Source organism: Streptomyces venezuelae (genome assembly GCF_008642295.1).
GTDB lineage: Bacteria > Actinomycetota > Actinomycetes > Streptomycetales > Streptomycetaceae > Streptomyces > Streptomyces venezuelae_C.
Genome location: NZ_CP029190.1, coordinates 2214840 through 2232883, shown reverse-complemented (window position 1 = coordinate 2232883; position 18044 = coordinate 2214840). Strand labels below are relative to the sequence as shown.

Annotated in this window: 21 protein-coding genes; 16 read left to right on the top strand and 5 right to left on the bottom strand. The window is 71.5% G+C overall.

From position 1 onward, the window contains the following. Positions 1-49: 49 nt before the first annotated feature. Genes DEJ50_RS09650 through DEJ50_RS09640 form a run of 3 tightly spaced genes read left to right on the top strand, consistent with a single transcriptional unit; the run spans position 50 to position 3015 of the window. Positions 50-802: a lysophospholipid acyltransferase family protein gene (locus tag DEJ50_RS09650; protein WP_150207153.1), complete on the top strand. Its 753-nt coding sequence runs from the start codon at positions 50-52 to the stop codon at positions 800-802. Continuing rightward, on the top strand, positions 799-1815 hold the full coding sequence (locus DEJ50_RS09645; protein ID WP_223837679.1) for an NAD(P)H-dependent glycerol-3-phosphate dehydrogenase: 1017 nt from the start codon (positions 799-801) through the stop codon (positions 1813-1815). Before DEJ50_RS09650 ends, DEJ50_RS09645 begins: the two co-directional genes overlap by 4 nt. 39 nt (positions 1816-1854) lie before the next feature. After that, positions 1855-3015 (top strand): D-alanine--D-alanine ligase family protein, encoded by a 1161-nt coding sequence (locus tag DEJ50_RS09640; RefSeq protein ID WP_150207152.1) that lies wholly within the window; start codon positions 1855-1857, stop codon positions 3013-3015. A gap of 79 nt (positions 3016-3094) precedes the next feature. Here the strand turns inward: DEJ50_RS09640 and DEJ50_RS09635 are convergent, their stop codons facing one another. Both DEJ50_RS09635 and DEJ50_RS09630 read right to left on the bottom strand, forming a co-directional pair. Continuing rightward, positions 3095-3610: a DUF3515 domain-containing protein gene (locus tag DEJ50_RS09635; protein ID WP_150207151.1), complete on the bottom strand. Its 516-nt coding sequence runs from the start codon at positions 3608-3610 to the stop codon at positions 3095-3097. A gap of 23 nt (positions 3611-3633) precedes the next feature. Further along, entirely contained in the window at positions 3634-3867 is a 234-nt protein-coding gene (locus DEJ50_RS09630) for an Lrp/AsnC family transcriptional regulator (protein WP_150207150.1), read from the bottom strand. Positions 3868-4112: 245 nt separating this feature from the next. On the opposite strand from DEJ50_RS09630, the gene DEJ50_RS09625 reads away from it, so the two are divergent. Next, on the top strand, positions 4113-5093 hold the full coding sequence (locus DEJ50_RS09625; RefSeq protein WP_150207149.1) for a thiamine-phosphate kinase: 981 nt from the start codon (positions 4113-4115) through the stop codon (positions 5091-5093). Further along, positions 5090-5893 (top strand): bifunctional hydroxymethylpyrimidine kinase/phosphomethylpyrimidine kinase, encoded by an 804-nt coding sequence (gene thiD / locus DEJ50_RS09620; protein ID WP_150207148.1) that lies wholly within the window; start codon positions 5090-5092, stop codon positions 5891-5893. The genes DEJ50_RS09625 and thiD overlap by 4 nt, the downstream gene beginning before the upstream one ends. Before the next feature lie 100 nt (positions 5894-5993). On the opposite strand, the gene rpmB is transcribed toward thiD, so the two are convergent. After that, positions 5994-6179 carry a 50S ribosomal protein L28 gene (rpmB, locus tag DEJ50_RS09615; RefSeq protein ID WP_064070327.1) on the bottom strand — a complete coding sequence of 62 codons (186 nt, stop codon included), beginning with the start codon at positions 6177-6179 and terminating at the stop codon, positions 5994-5996. A 148-nt stretch (positions 6180-6327) separates the two neighbouring features. Here rpmB and DEJ50_RS09610 point away from each other — a divergent pair, with 148 nt between their 5' ends. The 9 genes from DEJ50_RS09610 (at position 6328) to mutM (ending at position 15460) form a co-directional block, all read left to right on the top strand. Next, positions 6328-8109, top strand: coding sequence for a DAK2 domain-containing protein (locus DEJ50_RS09610; protein WP_150207147.1), 1782 nt, complete (start codon positions 6328-6330; stop codon positions 8107-8109). A gap of 39 nt (positions 8110-8148) precedes the next feature. Continuing rightward, positions 8149-10341 (top strand): ATP-dependent DNA helicase RecG, encoded by a 2193-nt coding sequence (recG, locus tag DEJ50_RS09605; protein WP_190344387.1) that lies wholly within the window; start codon positions 8149-8151, stop codon positions 10339-10341. 61 nt (positions 10342-10402) lie between these two features. Beyond that, positions 10403-10981, top strand: a complete 579-nt coding sequence (rsmD, locus tag DEJ50_RS09600) for a 16S rRNA (guanine(966)-N(2))-methyltransferase RsmD (RefSeq protein WP_150207145.1) — start codon at positions 10403-10405, stop codon at positions 10979-10981. 14 nt (positions 10982-10995) lie between these two features. Further along, positions 10996-11475 (top strand): pantetheine-phosphate adenylyltransferase, encoded by a 480-nt coding sequence (coaD, locus tag DEJ50_RS09595; protein ID WP_190344918.1) that lies wholly within the window; start codon positions 10996-10998, stop codon positions 11473-11475. 106 nt (positions 11476-11581) lie between these two features. Continuing rightward, the gene (locus DEJ50_RS09590) at positions 11582-12607 is read left to right on the top strand and encodes a cell division initiation protein (RefSeq protein WP_150207143.1); all 1026 of its coding nucleotides are present in this window, start codon (positions 11582-11584) and stop codon (positions 12605-12607) included. Between the two features lie 130 nt (positions 12608-12737). Then, on the top strand, positions 12738-13391 hold the full coding sequence (locus DEJ50_RS09585) for a YceD family protein (RefSeq protein ID WP_150212024.1): 654 nt from the start codon (positions 12738-12740) through the stop codon (positions 13389-13391). Positions 13392-13393: 2 nt separating this feature from the next. Then, the gene (rpmF, locus tag DEJ50_RS09580) at positions 13394-13567 is read left to right on the top strand and encodes a 50S ribosomal protein L32 (protein ID WP_003965982.1); all 174 of its coding nucleotides are present in this window, start codon (positions 13394-13396) and stop codon (positions 13565-13567) included. Between the two features lie 19 nt (positions 13568-13586). After that, on the top strand, positions 13587-14441 hold the full coding sequence (rnc, locus tag DEJ50_RS09575) for a ribonuclease III (protein ID WP_150207142.1): 855 nt from the start codon (positions 13587-13589) through the stop codon (positions 14439-14441). A 149-nt stretch (positions 14442-14590) separates the two neighbouring features. After that, entirely contained in the window at positions 14591-15460 is an 870-nt protein-coding gene (gene mutM, locus DEJ50_RS09570; protein ID WP_150207141.1) for a bifunctional DNA-formamidopyrimidine glycosylase/DNA-(apurinic or apyrimidinic site) lyase, read from the top strand. Here mutM and DEJ50_RS09565 read toward each other — a convergent pair. Further along, positions 15433-15852, bottom strand: coding sequence for a winged helix-turn-helix transcriptional regulator (locus DEJ50_RS09565; RefSeq protein ID WP_150207140.1), 420 nt, complete (start codon positions 15850-15852; stop codon positions 15433-15435). The two genes, mutM and DEJ50_RS09565, sit on opposite strands and share 28 nt — an antisense overlap. Positions 15853-15964: 112 nt before the next feature. Here DEJ50_RS09565 and DEJ50_RS09560 point away from each other — a divergent pair, with 112 nt between their 5' ends. Beyond that, complete coding sequence (locus DEJ50_RS09560) at positions 15965-16561, top strand: flavodoxin family protein (protein ID WP_150207139.1); 597 nt, start codon at positions 15965-15967, stop codon at positions 16559-16561. Positions 16562-16615: 54 nt separating this feature from the next. On the opposite strand, the gene DEJ50_RS09555 is transcribed toward DEJ50_RS09560, so the two are convergent. After that, complete coding sequence (locus tag DEJ50_RS09555) at positions 16616-17575, bottom strand: CAP domain-containing protein (RefSeq protein WP_150207138.1); 960 nt, start codon at positions 17573-17575, stop codon at positions 16616-16618. Positions 17576-17700: 125 nt separating this feature from the next. On the opposite strand from DEJ50_RS09555, the gene DEJ50_RS09550 reads away from it, so the two are divergent. Next, the gene (locus DEJ50_RS09550) at positions 17701-17982 is read left to right on the top strand and encodes an acylphosphatase (protein WP_150207137.1); all 282 of its coding nucleotides are present in this window, start codon (positions 17701-17703) and stop codon (positions 17980-17982) included. Positions 17983-18044 lie beyond the last annotated feature (62 nt).

Here is an 18044-nt window from a genome sequence, read left to right as displayed (position 1 = left end):
GCCGACCAGGTGCCCCACCACCGCACCGGTCCTAGAGGAAGGTGTCCGAGTGTCCCGCCGCAGAATCGGCTTCTGGTACCGCCTGGCGGCGGTCATCGCAAAACCGCCGCTGGTAGTGCTGTTCAAGCGGGACTGGCGGGGAATGGAGCACATTCCGGCCCACGGCGGATTCATCACCGCGGTCAATCACAACTCGTATCTGGACCCGCTGTCCTACGCGCACTTCCAGTACAACAGCGGCCGGGTTCCCCGCCTGCTGGCCAAGGCCGCCCTCTTCAAGGCCCCCATCGTCGGATCCATCCTCCACGGCACCGGCCAGATCCCCGTCTACCGCGAGACCACCAACGCCCTGGACGCGTTCCGGGCCGCCGTGGACGCCATCGAGCACGGGGAGTGCGTGGCCTTCTACCCCGAGGGCACTCTCACCCGGGACCCCGACCAGTGGCCCATGCAGGGCAAGACCGGCGCCGCCCGGGTCGCCCTGCTCACCAAGGCCCCCGTCATCCCGGTGGCCCAGTGGGGCGCCAACCTCGCGATGCCCCCGTACGCCAAGGAGAAGAAGTTCCGGCTGTTCCCGCGCAAGACCCTCCGGGTCCTCGCCGGACCGCCCGTGGACCTCTCCGAGTTCTACGACCGCGAGCCCACCCCGGAGGTCCTCCGGGAGGCCACCGAGGTCATCATGGCCGCCATCACGGCCCTGCTGGAGGAACTGCGCGGCGAGAAGGCCCCCGCGCAGCCGTACGACCACCGCAAGGCGCGGGCGGAACAGCGGCGCAAGGCCGCGGGGGAGGGTACGAAGTGACACCCGGCAAGCCCGTCAGGGCGGCAGTCTTCTCGGCGGGATCCTGGGGCACCGCCTTCGGCATGGTGCTCGCCGACGCCGGCTGCGAGGTGACCCTCTGGGCCCGGCGCCCGGAACTGGCCGAGGCCATCAACACCGGCCGCACCAACCCGGACTACCTCCCCGGCATCGAACTCCCGCCCAACCTGCGCGCCACCACCGACCCGGCCGAGGCCGCGCGCGGCGCCGACTTCACCGTGCTGTCGATCCCCTCCCAGACCCTGCGCGGCAACCTCGCCGAATGGGCTCCGCTGCTGGCCCCCGACACCGTCCTGGTCTCCCTGATGAAGGGCATCGAACTCGGCACCGCCAAGCGGATGAGCGAGGTCATCGAGGAGGTCGCCAAGGTGCCGGCCGAGCGGGTCGCCGTGGTCACCGGCCCCAACCTGGCCCGCGAGATCGCCGCCCGGCAGCCCGCCGCCTCGGTCGTCGCCAGCGTGGACGAAACCGTGGCCCGGCGCCTCCAGGCCGCCTGCCACACGCCGTACTTCCGCCCGTACACCAACACCGACGTGGTCGGCTGCGAGCTGGGCGGCGCCGTCAAGAACGTCATCGGCCTCGCCGTCGGCATCGCCGACGGCATGGGACTCGGCGACAACACCAAGGGCTCCCTCATCACCCGCGGCCTGGCCGAAACGACCCGGCTGGGCCTGGCGATGGGCGCCGAACCGCTCACCTTCTCCGGCCTCGCCGGCCTCGGAGACCTGGTCGCCACCTGCTCCTCGCCGCTCTCCCGTAACCACACCTTCGGCACCAACCTGGGCCGCGGGATGACCCTGGAGGAGACCATCGCGGTCACCAAGCAGACCGCGGAGGGCGTCAAGTCCTGCCAGTCGGTGGCCGATCTGGCCCGCCGCCACGGGGTCGACATGCCGATCACCGACACGGTCGTGGACATCGTCCACCACGGCAAGCCGCCGCTGGTCGCGCTGAAGGACCTGATGGGACGCACCGCCAAACCGGAACGCTCCTGACACCTCTCCGGACGCACGAGCGGGTACTCTCGTGGCGATATGAGCAGCGAGAACCTCCCCCAGAACACTGAGCAGCAGGGCCGCAGGCCCCGGGTGGCCGTCGTCTTCGGCGGTCGCAGCTCGGAACACGCCATCTCGGTCGTCACGGCGGGCGCCGTGCTGAGGTCCATCGACCGGTCCAAGTACGAGGTCCTGCCGATCGGCATCACCCCCGAGGGCCGCTGGGCGCTGACCGCCGACGCACCGAGCCGGATGGCGATCGCCGACCGGAAGCTCCCCAGCGTGGCGGAGCTCGCCGAGTCCGAGGACGGCGCGGTCGTCCTGCCGGTCGATCCGGCCAGCCGCGAGGTGCTCTACACCGAGCCGGGGGCCGTTCCCAAGGCCCTCGGTGAGGTCGACGTCGTCTTCCCCGTCCTGCACGGCCCGTACGGCGAGGACGGCACCCTCCAGGGTCTCCTGGAGCTCTCCGGTATCCCGTACGTCGGTTCCGGCGTCCTGTCCTCGGCCGTCGGCCAGGACAAGGAGTACATGAAGCTGGTCTTCACGGCGTTCGGGCTGCCGGTCGGGCCGTACCTGACCATCCGGCCCCGCGAGTGGGCCGTGGACGGGGGCGCCGCGGCCCAGGAGCGCATCCTGGAGTTCGCCGGCGAGCACGGCTGGCCGCTGTTCATCAAGCCCGCCCGGGCCGGATCCTCCATCGGCATCACCAAGGTCGACGACATCTCGGGCCTGGCCGCCGCGGTCAAGGAGGCCCAGCGCCACGACCCGAAGATCATCGTGGAGGCGCTGCTGCGGGGCCGCGAGATCGAGGTCGGCGTGCTGGAGTTCGAGGACGGGCCGCGCGCCAGCGCCCCGGCCGAGATCCCGCCGGTCTCCAGCCACGACTTCTACGACTTCGACGCCAAGTACATCGACTCCGCCTCCGGGATCGTGCCCGCCCCGCTGACCCCCGAGCAGACCGCCGAGGTCCAGCGGCTCGCCATCGAGGCCTTCGACGCGGCCTCCTGCGAGGGCCTGGTACGGGCCGACTTCTTCCTCACCGAGGACGGCACGTTCGTCATCAACGAGATCAACACCATGCCCGGGTTCACGCCGATCTCCATGTACCCGCGGATGTGGCAGGAGTCCGGCATCGCCTACCCGGAGCTGGTCGACCGCCTGATCCAGGCAGCCCTCCGCCGCTCCACCGGCCTGCGCTAGTCCTCTTACCTGTGCGGCCCTCCGGCTTTCGCCGGAGGGCCGCATCGGTGGGACATCAGCTGGGACATCAGCCAGGACGTCAGTAGGACGAGATGCCCGCGGGGACGGTCTTGGCGATGGCGTCGGAGAGACCGACCAGCATCCCCGCGTCCTTGGCGTGCTCCTTGTCCACGGTGACCTCCGTATAGGCACGCCGCAGGCCGGTGGTGAACCGGAATCCGCCGCCCGCCGTCTCGGCGAGCGGCTCCATCAGCCAGGCCACCTCGTTCACCTGGATGCCTTCCTGCCGCGGATCCGCCATCTTCGGGGGCTTGGCGATACCGCACCGCAGTACGATCGCCGAGCCACCCCAAGCGGCGGTCAGCTCGGACCGCGGATCCGTCTCGGTCCGCTCCAGGCCGGCCACCGTGTCGGGGAGCTCCTCGTGCAGTGCCGCACAGAGCTCCGCGACCTCGGCGGGCGGCGTGGGCGGCGGCTCCAGCCGGACGACGGAACCGCCCGGCGTGCAGCCCGCCAGGGCCGGCACGGCGACCAGGGCGGCCAGCGCGACCAGAGCGGACAGGACCGGCAGACGGACCGGTCGGTGGTGGGACATCACCGGCCCAGACTAGACGGGGGCTACAGATGGACCACCGGGCAGGTCAGGGTGCGGGTGATCCCCTCCACCTGCTGGACCTTGGCCACCACCATGCGGCCGAGCTCGTCCACGGTGTCCGCCTGGGCGCGCACGATCACGTCGTACGGCCCGGTCACGTCCTCGGCCTGGATCACCCCCGAGATCTGGCCGATGGCTTCGGCGACCGAAGACGCCTTGCCCACCTCGGTCTGGATGAGGATGTACGCCTGTACCACGGAACCTCCAGGGCGGCCACGAGGATCATTTCCCCTACCCTTCGGGTGGGCCCTGACCATACGGGCGGGCCCGGGGGAGAAGAGACGCCACGGTACCGCGTTGCGGAGCGCCACGGGGAGACCCGGGGACCCGGCGCCGCGCGCAGCGGGGCGTACAAAGAGCAGAAGTTGACGTATCTGTTGACGGTACCCAGAGCTGTGACGGCTCGCGACCGCAGGCGTACTGGGCCAGAAGGAGCACAGCGATGAAGGGCACAGTGGGCGAGCTGGGAGAGTTCGGGCTCATCAGGGAGCTCACCTCCCGGCTCACCACCACCCCGGCGGTACGGCTCGGGCCCGGCGACGACGCCGCCGTGGTGTCCGCGCCCGACCGCCGGGTCGTGGCCAGCACGGACATCCTGCTGGAAGGCAGGCACTTCCGCCGCGACTGGTCCACCGCGTACGACGTCGGCCGCAAGGCCGCCGCCCAGAACCTCGCCGACATCGCGGCCATGGGCGCCGTTCCCACCGCGCTGCTGCTCGGCCTCGTGGTGCCCGCCGAACTGCCGGTCACCTGGCCCACCGAACTCATGGACGGCATCCGCGACGAATGTCAGGTCGCCGGAGCCGCCGTGGTCGGCGGGGACATCGTCCGCGGCGACACCATCACCGTCGCCATCACCGCCCTCGGCGACCTGCGCAACCACGAACCGGTGACCCGCTCCGGCGCCCAGCCCGGCGACGTGGTCGCCGTCACCGGCTGGCTCGGCTGGTCCGCGGCCGGGTTCGCGGTGCTCTCCCGCGGCTTCCGGTCCCCGCGCGCCTTCGTCGAGGCCCACCGGCGCCCCGAACCGCCGTACCACGCCGGCCCCGCGGCGGCCGGGCTCGGCGCCACCGCCATGACCGACGTCAGCGACGGACTGGTCGCCGACCTCGGGCACATCGCCGAAGCCAGCAAGGTCCGCATCGACCTGCGCTCGGCCGCCATCGACATCCCCACCCAGATGTTCGACATCGGCCAGGCCGTCGGTGTGGACCCGCTCCAGTGGGTGCTCACCGGGGGAGAGGACCACGCGATCGTGGCCACCTTCCCGCCGGACGTGAAGCTGCCCGCCCGCTGGAAGGTCATCGGCGAGGTGCTCAACCCCTCCGCGCAGCCGCAGGTCACTGTGGACGGCGCGCCCTGGACCAGCACCGGAGGCTGGGACCACTTCGGTGGCGAACCTGCAGAGGAGCAAGTGCGATGACAAGTAGGCCGCTGTGCCTGACCGTCGCCGGATCGGATTCCGGCGGCGGGGCGGGCGTCCAGGCCGACCTCAAGACCATGCAGGCCCTGGGCGTGCACGGGATGAGCGTGCTGACCGCTGTGACCGCCCAGAACTCGCTGGGGGTCCACGGGGTCTGGGAGCTGCCCGCCGAGGCCGTCACGGCCCAGTACCGGGCCGTGGTGGACGACATAGGCGTCCACGCGGTGAAGACCGGCATGCTGGGTTCCGCCGCCGTGGTGGAGACCGTGGCCGGGCTGCTGGCAGGGACGGACGCCCCCGCGGTGGTCGACCCGGTGGGGGTCTCCAAGCACGGGGACGAGCTCCTCGCCGCCTCCGCCCTGGACGCCGTACGCAAGCTCCTGCTGCCCGAGGCCACCGTCGCCACGCCCAACCTGGACGAGGTCGCCCAGCTCACCGGGCTGGTGGTGGAGACCGAGGACGGCATGCGGCGGGCCGCCGAGGCGATCCTCGGCTACGGACCCGAGTGGGCGCTGATCAAGGGCGGCCACCTGGCTGCCGGAACCGAGGCGGTGGACCTGCTCACCGACGGGGTCCAGGAGCTGTGGCTGCGGGCTCCCCGGCACGACAGCCGCCACACCCACGGCACCGGCTGCACCCTCGCCAGCGCCATCGCCTCCGGGCTGGCCCAGGGCCAGGACGTGCCGCAGGCCGTCATGGAGGCCAAGGAGTACGTCACCGGGGCGATCAAGGCGGGCTTCCCGCTCGGCGGCGGCATCGGCCCGGTGGACCACTCCTGGCAGTCGCGCCGGCGCTACTAGCCGTACGCGGCAGTACGCGGCACGGCAAGGCAAAAGGCCGGTCCACCGAGGTGGACCGGCCTTCTTGGCAACCGGGAAGGGCTGCGCTACGACGGGAGCGTCAGCGCGAGACCTTGCCGGCCTTGATGCACGAGGTGCAGGCGTTGAGGCGCTTCGGCGTCCCACTGACCACGGCACGCACGCGCTGGATGTTCGGGTTCCAGCGACGGGACGTACGGCGGTGCGAGTGCGAGATGTTGTTGCCGAAGCCCGGCCCCTTGCCGCAAACGTCGCAGTTGGCAGCCACAGGTCACTCCAAAGACTTCAGATGCACTTACAGTGAATTCCGGCGCACCGGAATCAGAGATCTGAAGTGGTTTGCCGGGGGGATGGCCCGATTCTCATCGGGCAACCGGAGCAGCATACAACGACTGCTCCCGTCCGAGAAAACTACCATGACCCGGCAGACTGGTCCTCCCGCTCCCGCCCTTCGTTACTCTGCGGTGAACCCCAGCCCGCAGAAGGAGGAACGCCCGGTGCCGCACGAGCCGCAGCCCCTCAACGAGCTCGACGCCGAAGCGGTGCGCACCTGGAGCTCGCTGGCCTTGGCCTCACTGGGCCGGGCCCGCGAGGACATCGACGCGATCAACGTCTACCCGGTCGCGGACGCCGACACCGGCACCAACCTCTACCTCACCGTCGAATCCGCCGCCCGCGAGGTCGAGGAGGCCTGCGCCGCTGTGACCGAGGGAACACCCCCGGTCTCCCTCGGCACGGCCGTACGCGCCTACGCGCACGGGGCCCTGATGGGCGCCCGCGGGAACTCCGGGACCATCCTCGCCCAGCTGCTCCGCGGCATGGCGGACGTGCTCGACGCGGACGTCCTCGGCGGCGACGCCTCAGGCACCGGTACCGCCGCCGGTACCGGTACCGGTGCCCCCGGCGCGGACGCCGGCACCGGGCCGGGCGAGCAGCTCGCGCACGCGCTGACCCGGGCCGCCGCCTCCGCCTACCAGGCGGTCGCACACCCGGTCGAAGGCACCATGCTGACCGTCGCCGCCGCGGCGGCCCGCGCCGCCGAGGCCGCGGCCGGCACCCCGGTGGCCGCCGTCGCCCGGGCCGCCTACGACGGGGCCCGCGCGGCCCTGGAGAAGACCCCCGGCCAGCTGGCCGTCCTCGGCCGGGCCGGGGTGGTCGACGCCGGCGGGTTCGGGCTGGTGGCCGTGCTCGGCGCGCTCTGGCAGGCGCTGTCCGGCCAGGACCTCGCCCCCGAGCCGGTGCCCGGCCGGCCCATGCCGCAGCCGGCCGACGCCTGCGCGGCGGAGCACGGCGGACCGGCGTACGAGGTGGTCTACCTGCTGGAGGCCGCGGAACCGGCCGTCGACGGGCTGCGCGAGCGGCTCGACGGGCTCGGCGACTCCCTGGTCGTGGTCGGCGGGGACGGCCTGTGGAACGTACACGTCCATGTCGACGACCCCGGCGCCGCCGTGGAGGCGGGAGTGGACGCCGGCCGGCCGTACCGCATCCGCATCACCCACTTCGGCGACCAGCGGCGCCGGGCCCAGGACGAACGGGTCCAGCGCGCGGTGGTGGCCGTGGTCGCCGGCGAGGGACTCGCCGGCCTCTGCGGGGAGGCGGGCGCGACCACCGTGCTCGCCCGGCCCGGACAGCCCCCGGCCGCCGCCGAACTGGCCGACGCCATCCGGCGGGCACACGCCCACGAGATCGTCCTGCTGCCCAACGACGCCGACCTGCGGGCCGCCGCCACGGCCGCCGCCGAACAGGCCCGGGCCGACGGCGTCCGGGTGGCCGTGATCCCGACCCGGTCCGCGGTCCAGGGCCTCGCCGCCCTCGCCGTACACGAGCCGGACGGCAGCTTCGACGAGGACGTGGTCGCCATGACCGCGGCGGCCGGCGCCACCCGCTACGGCGAACTCGCCGTCGCCGAACGCCAGTCCTTCACCTCCGCCGGCATCTGCCAGGCCGGGGACGTCCTCGGCCTGATCGACGGGGACGTCGCCGTGATCGGCGCGGACCTGCCGGAGACCGCCGAGGCGGTCCTGCAACGGATGCTCGGCTCCGGCGGCGAACTGGTCACCCTGGTCCTCGGACCGGAACTGCCCGACACCCTCGCCGACCGGCTGGAGGCCTACGTCCGCAACGGCCACCTCGCCGTGGACACCGTCACCTACCGCGGCGGCCGGCACTGCCCACCGCTGCTGATCGGCATCGAGTAGCCCGCGGCGCGCGCCGCGCTGTCGGCGGCATGGTGTGCAATGGAACCCGTGCCCGCGCTCGAAGAACCACTGACGAAGACACTCGGCCCCGCCACCGCCAAGGTGCTGGCCGAACAGCTCGGCCTGCACACGGTCGGCGACCTGCTCCACCACTACCCCAGGCGGTACGCGGAACGCGGCGAGCTGACCTCCCTCGCCGAACTCGCCGACCAGCTCGACGAGCACGTCACCGTGGTCGCCCAGGTCGCCGACGCCCGGATCCTGACCTTCAACGGAGGCCGCGGCAGGCGCCTCGAAGTCACCATCACCGACGGCGCCGGCCGGCTCCAGCTGGTCTTCTTCGGCTCCGGAGTGCACAAACCCCACAAGGACCTGCTGCCCGGCACCCGCGCGATGTTCGCCGGCAAAGTGGGCATGTTCAACCGCAAGCTCCAGCTTTCCCACCCCGCGTACGAACTGCTCGGCGGCGAGGACTCCGACCGCGCGGCGGTCGACGCCTTCGCGGGCCGGCTCATCCCCATCTACCCGGCCTGCGCCAAGCTGGAGACCTGGAAGATCTCCAAGGCCGTGGACGCCGTCCTGCCCAGCGCCGCCGAGGCCGTCGACCCGCTGCCGCCCGCCCTCCGCGAGGGCCGCGGCATGGTCACCCTCCCCGAGGCCCTCCAGAAGATCCACCGCCCCCGCGACAAGGCCGACATCGCCCAGGCCCGCGACCGCCTGAAGTGGGACGAGGCCTTTGTCCTCCAGGTCGCCCTGGCCCGCCGCCGGCACGCCGACACCCAGCTCCCGGCCGTCGCCCGCCGCCCCGCCCCCGGCGGCCTGCTCGACGCCTTCGACGCGAAACTCCCCTTCACCCTGACCGAGGGCCAGCAACAGGTCTCCCGCGAGATCTTCGAGGACCTCGCCACCGAACACCCCATGCACCGCCTCCTCCAGGGCGAGGTCGGAAGCGGGAAGACCATGGTCGCGCTGCGCGCCATGCTCGCCGTCGTCGACTCCGGCGGACAGGCCGCCATGCTCGCCCCCACCGAGGTGCTCGCCCAGCAGCACCACCGGTCGGTCACCGAGATGATGGGCGAGCTCGCCGAGGGAGGAATGCTCGGCGGTGCCGAACAGGGCACCAAGGTGGTGCTGCTCACCGGGTCCATGGGCATGCCCGCCCGCCGCCAGGCCCTGCTCGACCTGGTCACCGGCGAGGCCGGGATCGTCATCGGCACCCATGCCCTGATCGAGGACAAGGTGCAGTTCCACGACCTGGGCCTGGTCGTGGTCGACGAACAGCACCGGTTCGGCGTGGAACAGCGCGACGCCCTGCGCTCCAAGGGGAAGCAGCCCCCGCACCTGCTGGTCATGACCGCCACCCCCATCCCGCGCACCGTGGCCATGACCGTCTTCGGCGACCTCGAGACCTCCGTCCTGGACCAGCTGCCCGCCGGCCGTTCCCCGATCGCCACCCACGTCGTGCCCGCCAAGGACAAGCCGCACTTCCTGACCCGCACCTGGGAACGGGTCCGCGAGGAAGTGGAGAACGGCCACCAGGCGTACGTGGTCTGCCCGCGGATCGGGGACGGCGAGGAGGAGCCGAAGAAGAAGACCGCCGAGGACGACAGCGAGAAGCGGCCCCCGCTGGCCGTCCTGGAGATCGCCGAACAGCTGCGCTCCGGCCCGCTGTCCGGGCTGGCCGTCGAGATCCTGCACGGCCGGATGGACCCCGCCGACAAGGACGAGGTCATGCGCCGCTTCACCGCGGGCGAGGTGAAGGTGCTGGTCGCCACCACCGTCATCGAGGTCGGTGTGAACGTGCCCAACTCCACCGTGATGGTGATCATGGACGCGGACCGGTTCGGCGTCTCCCAGCTGCACCAGCTGCGCGGCCGGGTCGGCCGCGGCTCCGCCCCCGGCCTGTGCCTGCTAGTCAGCGAAATGCCCGAGGCGAGCCCCGCCCGGGCCCGGCTCGCCGCCGTGGCCGCCACCCTCGACGGATTCGAGCTCTCCCGCATCGACCTCGAACAGCGCCGCGAAGGCGATGTGCTCGGCCAGGCCCAGTCCGGAGTCCGCTCCTCGCTGCGGATGCTCGCCGTCATCGAGGACGAGGAGGTCATCGCCCAGGCCCGGGAGGAGGCCACCCGGGTGGTCGCCGACGATCCGGAACTCGAGCGGCTGCCCGGCCTGCGGACCGCCCTGGAAGCCCTCCTCGACACCGAACGGGAGCAGTATCTGGAGAAGGGCTGACAATGGGGGTGGCCGCTCTGCCAGGGCGGCTGTGCCACCCCGCAGACCTGAAGGAACCCAGATGACCCGCGTGATCGCCGGCAGCGCCGGCGGGCGACGGCTGGCCGTGCCCCCCGGCACCGGCACCCGGCCCACCTCGGACCGGGCGCGTGAAGGCCTCTTCTCCACCTGGGAATCCCTGCACGGCGTGCCCGGGGCCAGGGTCCTAGACCTGTACGGCGGCTCCGGCGCGGTCGGCCTGGAGGCACTCTCCCGCGGCGCCGCCCACACCCTCCTCGTCGAAGCCGAGGCCAAGGCCGCCAAGGCGATCCGCGACAACATCCGCAGCCTCGGGCTGCCCGGGGCGGAGTTCCGGGCCGGAAAGGCCGAGCAGGTGGTGGCCGGCCCCGCGACCGGCGAGCCCTACGACATCGTCTTCCTGGACCCTCCGTACTCCGTCACCAGCCAGGACCTTGGCGAGATCCTGCTCACACTCCGGTCCAACGGCTGGCTCACGGACGATGCGCTCGTCACCGTGGAACGCAGCACTCGAAGCGGCGACTTCCCCTGGCCCGACGGGTTCGAGCCGCTCCGCTCCCGGCGGTACGGCGAAGGCACGTTCTGGTACGGTCGCGCCGCTCTCACCAGCGAAGACTCATGAACGAGGGAGTTCAGTTGCGCCGCGCCGTCTGTCCGGGGTCCTTCGACCCCATCACCAACGGACACCTCGACATCATCGGACGCGCCTCGAAGCTGTACGACGTCGTCCACGTCGCCGTGATGATCAACCAGTCCAAGCAGGGGCTGTTCACCGTCGAAGAGCGCATCGAACTGATCCGCGAGGCGACCGCCGACTACGGCAACGTCGAGGTGGAGTCCTTCCACGGCCTGCTCGTCGACTTCTGCAAGCAGCGCGACATCCCCGCCATCGTCAAGGGCCTGCGCGCGGTCAGCGACTTCGACTACGAACTGCAGATGGCCCAGATGAACAACGGGCTCACCGGGGTCGAGACCCTCTTCGTCCCCACCAACCCCACCTACAGCTTCCTGTCCTCCTCGCTGGTCAAGGAGGTTGCCGCCTGGGGCGGCGATGTCTCCCACCTGCTGCCGCCACACGTTCACGCAGCGTTGCTGGAACGTCTCGGCAACCGCTGACCCGGCCCCGGACCGTTCCCGGACCGTCCCCGGCGACGGCGGCGTGGCCGTACAGTCGTCCCGTCCGTCTCAGGAACCACCCGAGGCCGAGAGAGTGCGAGCCCGTATGGACGTGCAGAAGAAGCTCGACGACATCGTCGCGGCGGTCGGCGGCGCCCGGTCCATGCCGATGTCGTCCTCCTGCGTGATCAACCGCGCGGAGCTGCTCGACATGCTCGACGAGGTCCGCCAGGCCCTGCCCGGATCCCTCGCCCAGGCCCAGGAGCTGATCGGCGGCCGGGAGCAGATGGTCGAGGAGGCCCGGCGGGAGGCCGAGCGGATCATCGAGTCGGCGCACGCCCAGCGCGGTTCGCTGATCTCCGACACCGAGGTGGCCCGCCGCTCGCAGAGCGAGGCGGACCGGATCCTCGCGGAGGCCCGCCGGGAGGCCGAGGAGATCCGCGGCGAGGCGGACGACTACGTGGACAGCAAGCTCGCGAACTTCGAGGTCGTGCTGACCAAGACCATCGGCTCGGTGGACCGGGGCCGGGAGAAGCTGCTGGCCGGCGAGGCGACGGACGAGGGCCATGCGTCGGCGGACGCGTACATCGCCGCCAAGCTGGCCACCTTCGAGGCGGTGCTGGCCAAGACCCTGGAGGCGGTGGGCCGCGGCCGGCAGAAGCTGCTGGGCCGGGTGGCCACGGACGACCTGGGGGCGCACATGGCGGCCCAGGACGCGGCCGGGGTCCCGCAGTCCCGGTCGGCGGGGGACGCGGACTTCCTGGCCGCCCTGGCGGCGCCGGACCCGGAGCCGGTGGCCGCACCGCAGATCCCGGCGCAGCCGGAGCCGGTCTACGACACGTACGGCTACCAGCAGCAGCACCCGCAGCCGGATGCGTACGCGTACCAGGACCCGTACGCGGGCTATCCGCAGCAGCACCAGCACCAGCAGGCAGCCGATCCCGGCTACGACCCGTACGGCTACCAGCCGCAGCAGCACCAGCAGCAGCCCGACCCGTACGCGGCCTATCAGCAGCAGATCCCGCAGCAGGCCCAGCAGCAGGCCCCGCAGCCGGCCCTGGACGAGACCAGCTTCTTCGACACGAGCATGATCAATCTGGACCAGCTGCGCCAGTACGAGCAGGGGCGATAGCGCCGGGACGGCCCGGATTGGGCTCAGAGCGAAGCGCCGGGTATCCTGGCTCTTCGGTCGCGCGTATGCGCCGCCGTCTTGCGTGCCCGGATGCACGCGAAACAATGATCTTTCGAAAGCAGGAACGGCCCTGAATACCCGCCTCGACCACCGCAACCCCCTCGTGTTCGACACGCACGAGCTGGGTCGGCGTCCTGGTGCCATGCAGCGGCTGTCCCGCGAGATCGCGGCTCCGGCGGACTTCGGTCTGGACGGGGTCATCGGGGTGCCGGAAGGCGCGCCGATCGAGCTCGACCTCCGCCTCGAGTCGGTCATGGAAGGGGTGCTTGTCACAGGCACCGCCCGTGCATCGGCCGTGGGGGAGTGCGTAAGGTGTCTGGAGTCCGTGGAGCGTGAGCTCGACACGGACTTCCAGGAGATGTTCTCGTACCCTGACGCCGACGACCGGGGCCGGGTAAAAGCGGAACCGGCCGACGACGCCGAGGACGACGAGGACAGGCTCTACCTCGAGGACGGCCTGTTCGACCTCGAGCCCGTGCTGCGGGATGCGGTGGTGCTCGCACTGCCGCTGCAGCCGGTGTGCCGGGAGGATTGTCTCGGTCTGTGCCCCGACTGCGGGGTCAGCCTGAACGACGACCCGGACCACCACCACGATGCCGTCGACATCCGTTGGGCGGCACTGCAGGGACTCGTCGCGACCGATCAGGCCGACGAGAAGGACAACATGAGCGGCGCGGCTTCTGACGCAGACGTCCGGGGCGCCGCCGAGAAGCAGGAGAAGTAGCCGTGGCTGTTCCGAAGCGGAAGATGTCGCGCAGCAACACGCGCCACCGCCGGTCGCAGTGGAAGGCTGCGGTCCCCACCCTGGTTTCGTGCGAGCGTTGCCAGGAGCCGAAGCTGCAGCACATCGCGTGCCCCAGCTGTGGCACCTACAACAAGCGCCAGGTCCTCGAGGTCTGAGCGGCTGGTGAGAGGCGCAATGTCTGAGCTTGCCGGCGATAAGAAGCAGGCAGACAACAGCAACGCGGCCTCGTCCCACACCCTTCTGGAAGGGCGGCTCGGGTATCAGCTCGAGACCGCCCTTCTGGTGCGTGCGCTCACCCACCGCTCGTACGCGTACGAGAACGGCGGTCTGCCCACCAACGAGCGGCTGGAGTTCCTCGGGGACTCCGTGCTCGGCCTGGTGGTGACGGACACGCTGTACCGGACCCACCCCGACCTGCCGGAAGGCCAGCTGGCCAAACTGCGGGCCGCGGTGGTCAATTCGCGTGCGCTGGCGGAGGTCGGGCGCGGCCTCGAACTCGGCTCCTTCATCCGGCTCGGCCGGGGCGAAGAGGGCACGGGCGGCCGGGACAAGGCCTCCATTCTGGCCGACACCCTTGAAGCGGTGATCGGCGCGGTCTACCTCGACCAGGGTCTCGACGCGGCCTCGGAGCTGGTTCACCGGCTCTTCGACCCGCTGATCGAGAAATCCTCCAACCTCGGTGCCGGACTGGACTGGAAGACCAGCCTCCAGGAACTCACCGCGGCGGAAGGCCTTGGCGTGCCGGAATACCTGGTCTCCGAGACCGGCCCGGACCACGAGAAGACCTTCACTGCTGCCGCCCGCGTCGGTGGTGTCTCGTACGGCACCGGCACCGGCCGCAGCAAGAAGGAAGCGGAACAGCAGGCGGCGGAGTCCGCATGGCGCGCGATCCGCGCGGCTGCGGACGAGCGGATCGCGGCGGAAGCGGCGGCCCTGGCCGCGGCTTCGGCCCTGGCCGCGGAAGCGGTCGCGGACGCAGCCGAGGACGGCGGGGTGCCGACGCCCGCCGATCCGACGCCCGACGCATGAGCTGACCGGCTTCCTTCGGCTGTCCTCACCGCCCGCCCCGGCACTGCCGGGGCGGGCGGAGTCGTTTCCGGGGTGCCAGTAGGCTCGGCGGTGAACCCCTGAACCCCTTGCACCCTGAACCCCTTCCGAGGATCCCGAGGAGACGCGCCGTGCCGGAGCTGCCCGAGGTCGAAGTCGTACGGCGCGGCCTGGAGCGGTGGGTGGCCGGGCGGACCGTCGCGGCGGTCGAGGTGCTGCACCCGCGCGCGGTGCGCCGGCACCTGGCCGGCGGTGCCGACTTCGCGGCCCGGCTGACCGGGCAGACCATCGGCGCGCCGATGCGCCGCGGCAAGTACCTGTGGCTGCCGCTCGCCGGCGGGGAGATGTCCGTACTCGGCCACCTCGGCATGAGCGGCCAGCTGCTGGTGCAGCCGCAGGACGCACCCGACGAGAAGCACCTGCGCATCCGGATCCGGTTCGCCGACGCCGCCGGGACCGAACTGCGCTTCGTGGACCAGCGCACCTTCGGCGGGCTCTCCCTGCACGACAGCGTTCCCGGCAGCGCCGACGGCCTGCCGGACGTCATCGCCCACATCGCCCGGGACCCGCTCGACCCGCTCTTCGACGAGACGGCGTACCACCTGGCCCTGCGCGCCAAGCGGAGCACCGTCAAGCGGGCCCTGCTGGACCAGTCGCTGATCAGCGGGGTCGGCAACATCTACGCCGACGAGGCGCTGTGGCGGGCCCGGCTGCACTACGAGCGCCCCACCGCGCAGCTCACGCGCCCCCGGAGCGTGGAACTCCTCGGCCATGTCCGGGACGTGATGAACGCGGCTCTCGCCGTGGGCGGGACCAGCTTCGACAGCCTCTATGTGAACGTCAACGGGGAATCCGGCTACTTCGACCGCTCGCTCGATGCGTACGGCCGGGAGGACGAGCCCTGCCGCCGCTGCGGCACCGCCATGCGGCGGCGGCCCTGGATGAACCGGTCCAGCTACTTCTGCCCGCGCTGTCAGAGGCCGCCGCGCGCCTCGTCGTAACGCTCGCGGGCGTCCAGCACCTGCGGGGTGCTGCCCTCCAGGAAGCGGATCAGGCCCAGCAGGCGCTCGGCGACCTCGCGGCCCATCGGGGTGAGTTCGTAGTCCACCCGCGGGGGGTTGGTCGGCTGCGCCTCGCGGTGCACGATGCCGTCCCGCTCCAGCGCGTGCAGCGTCTGCGACAGCATCTTCTCGCTCACGCCGTCCACCCGCCGGCGCAGTTCGTTGAACCGGCGCGCCCCGTCGTGGAGCGCGGTCACGGTCAGGCTGCCCCAGCGCCCGGTGACGTGCTCCAGGGTCTCCCGGGACGGGCAGGCGCGCGCAAACACGTCGTACGCGAGGTCGGCGCAGTCGGTCTCGGCACAGGTGGCTTCGGTGCGGACAGGGGTCTCCATACAGCCAGCGTACTCCCAGGCAGCGCTAACCCAGAGCTTGCGCTTTCTAAAAGTTAGTGCTTTCCTTTTCTCAGCACACCCCACCTGCACCACTCGCTGAGGGAGACCCGTCATGACCGCGCACACCCCTGTCGTTGCCATCGCCTACCACTCCGGCTACGGCCACACCGCGGTCGTCGCCGAGGCGGTCCGCAACGGCGCCGCCGACGCCGGGGCCACCGTCCACCTGATCAAGGTGGACGAGATCGACGACGCGCAGTGGGAGCTGCTGGACGCGTCCGACGCGATCGTCTTCGGCTCCCCGACCTACATGGGCACCGCCTCCGGCGCCTTCCACGTCTTCGCCGAGGCCACCTCGAAGCGCTGGTTCGGCGACGCCTGGCAGGACAAGCTGGCCGCCGGCTTCACCAACTCCGCCGCCAAGAGCGGCGACAAGCTGCACACCCTCCAGTACTTCCAGGTCCTCGCCGCCCAGCACGGCATGCACTGGGTCAACCTGGGCCTGAAGCCGGGCTGGAACTCCTCCACGGGTTCCGAGAACGACCTGAACCGGCTGGGCTTCTTCACCGGCGCCGCTGCACAGTCCAACTCGGACCAGGGCGCCGAGGCGGTCCACAAGGCCGACATCGCCACGGCCGAACACCTCGGCCGCCGCGTCGCCGAGACGGCCCGCGTCTTCACGGCCGGCCGCGCAGCGGTCTCGGCCTGACCCGGCCGGAACCGCACGAGGGCTCCGGGCCGGGGGTCCGGGGGTCCGGTGGGGTCAGAACCCGAAGTTCTGGGTCCACCAGGGGCCGCCCGCGGCGTCGTACATGCCGACGCCCAGGGTGCGGAACTCGCAGTTCAGGATGTTGGCCTTGTGGCCGGGGCTGCTCATCCACGCCTTCATCACGGCCGTCGCATCGCCCTGGCCGCGGGCGATGTTCTCGCCGCCCAGACCCGAGAGGCCGGCTGCGGCGGCCCGGTCCCACGGGCTCTTGCCGTCGGGGTCCGTGTGGTCGAAGAAGTTCCGTACCGCCATGTCCTTGCTGAAGGCGGCGGCCATGGCCGCCAGCGGCGGGTTCGCCCGGACCGGGCCGCAGCCGGCCGCCGCGCGCTCCACGTTGACCATGTTGAGTACGGCGGCCTCCTCCGCGGAGTGGCCGGTGGCCACGGCCGGCGGGTTCGCCGGGGCGGGCTTGGGCAGGGCCTTGGTCGGCTTGGGAGGCTGGGGAACCGGCTTGGGGGCCGCCGGCGGGGCGACCTTCTGCTTCTCCGGTGCCTTGGTGAAGGGGGTGGGCTTCGGAGCCGGCGTGGGCTTCGCCTGGACCGGAGCCGAGGCCGACGGGGTGGGCTTGGCCGGCGGGGCGGGCTTGGACGACGGAGTGGGCTTGGACGACGGAGTGGGCTTGGCCGACGAGGTGGCGGAGCCGGGGGAGCGGGCCGGGGCGGAGATGGACCCGCCGTCGGCGGGGGCGGCCGGAGCGCGCCCCGGAAGGTTGGCCAGCCCGCCCTGCTGCTGGAGGTCGCTCACCGGAGCCGGCTCGGGCGTGGCCTTCGCCTCGCTGCTCCGGCCGGTGCCGCTGTCGACGCCGACGTACGGGAAGGCGCTGCCGACCGGAACCAGCCCGGTGGTCACGGCCGCCGTTCCCAGGGCAGCCGCAACGGACACGCCGATGAGACTGTTGCGTACGGCGGTGCCGCGCTTGGCGCGCGGTGGCGCGGGCAGTCGGTGACGTCCCATCCGCGGGGCCTTCCAAGATCGTCCGTTACTCACCCAAATGGGTGAGTTCATTGGTCGGCGACTGTACGCCAAAGAGCCCCCGGGGTGATGCGCGCGGACCGGGACGGCCCGGATAGCGTTCACGCATGAACGAAGACGTCCGGCTGACCGCGTGGGTACGCGGCCGTGTACAGGGAGTGGGCTTCCGCTGGTTCACCAGGGCCAATGCCCTGGAGATCGGTGGCCTGTCCGGCTTCGCCCTCAACCTCGACGACGGCCGAGTGCAGGTTGTGGCCGAAGGGCAACGTGAGAATTGCCACCGGCTGCTGGACTGGCTGCGATCTTCCGACACGCCCGGGCGGGTGGACGGGGTGACGGAGATCTGGGGAACGCCCCGCGGCGGCTATGACGGTTTTGGGATTCGATGATCATGCACTGATCAGCGTTTACGTTGCCGCGCGCGGTGAACCGTGGAAGGCTCGGAGGCGTG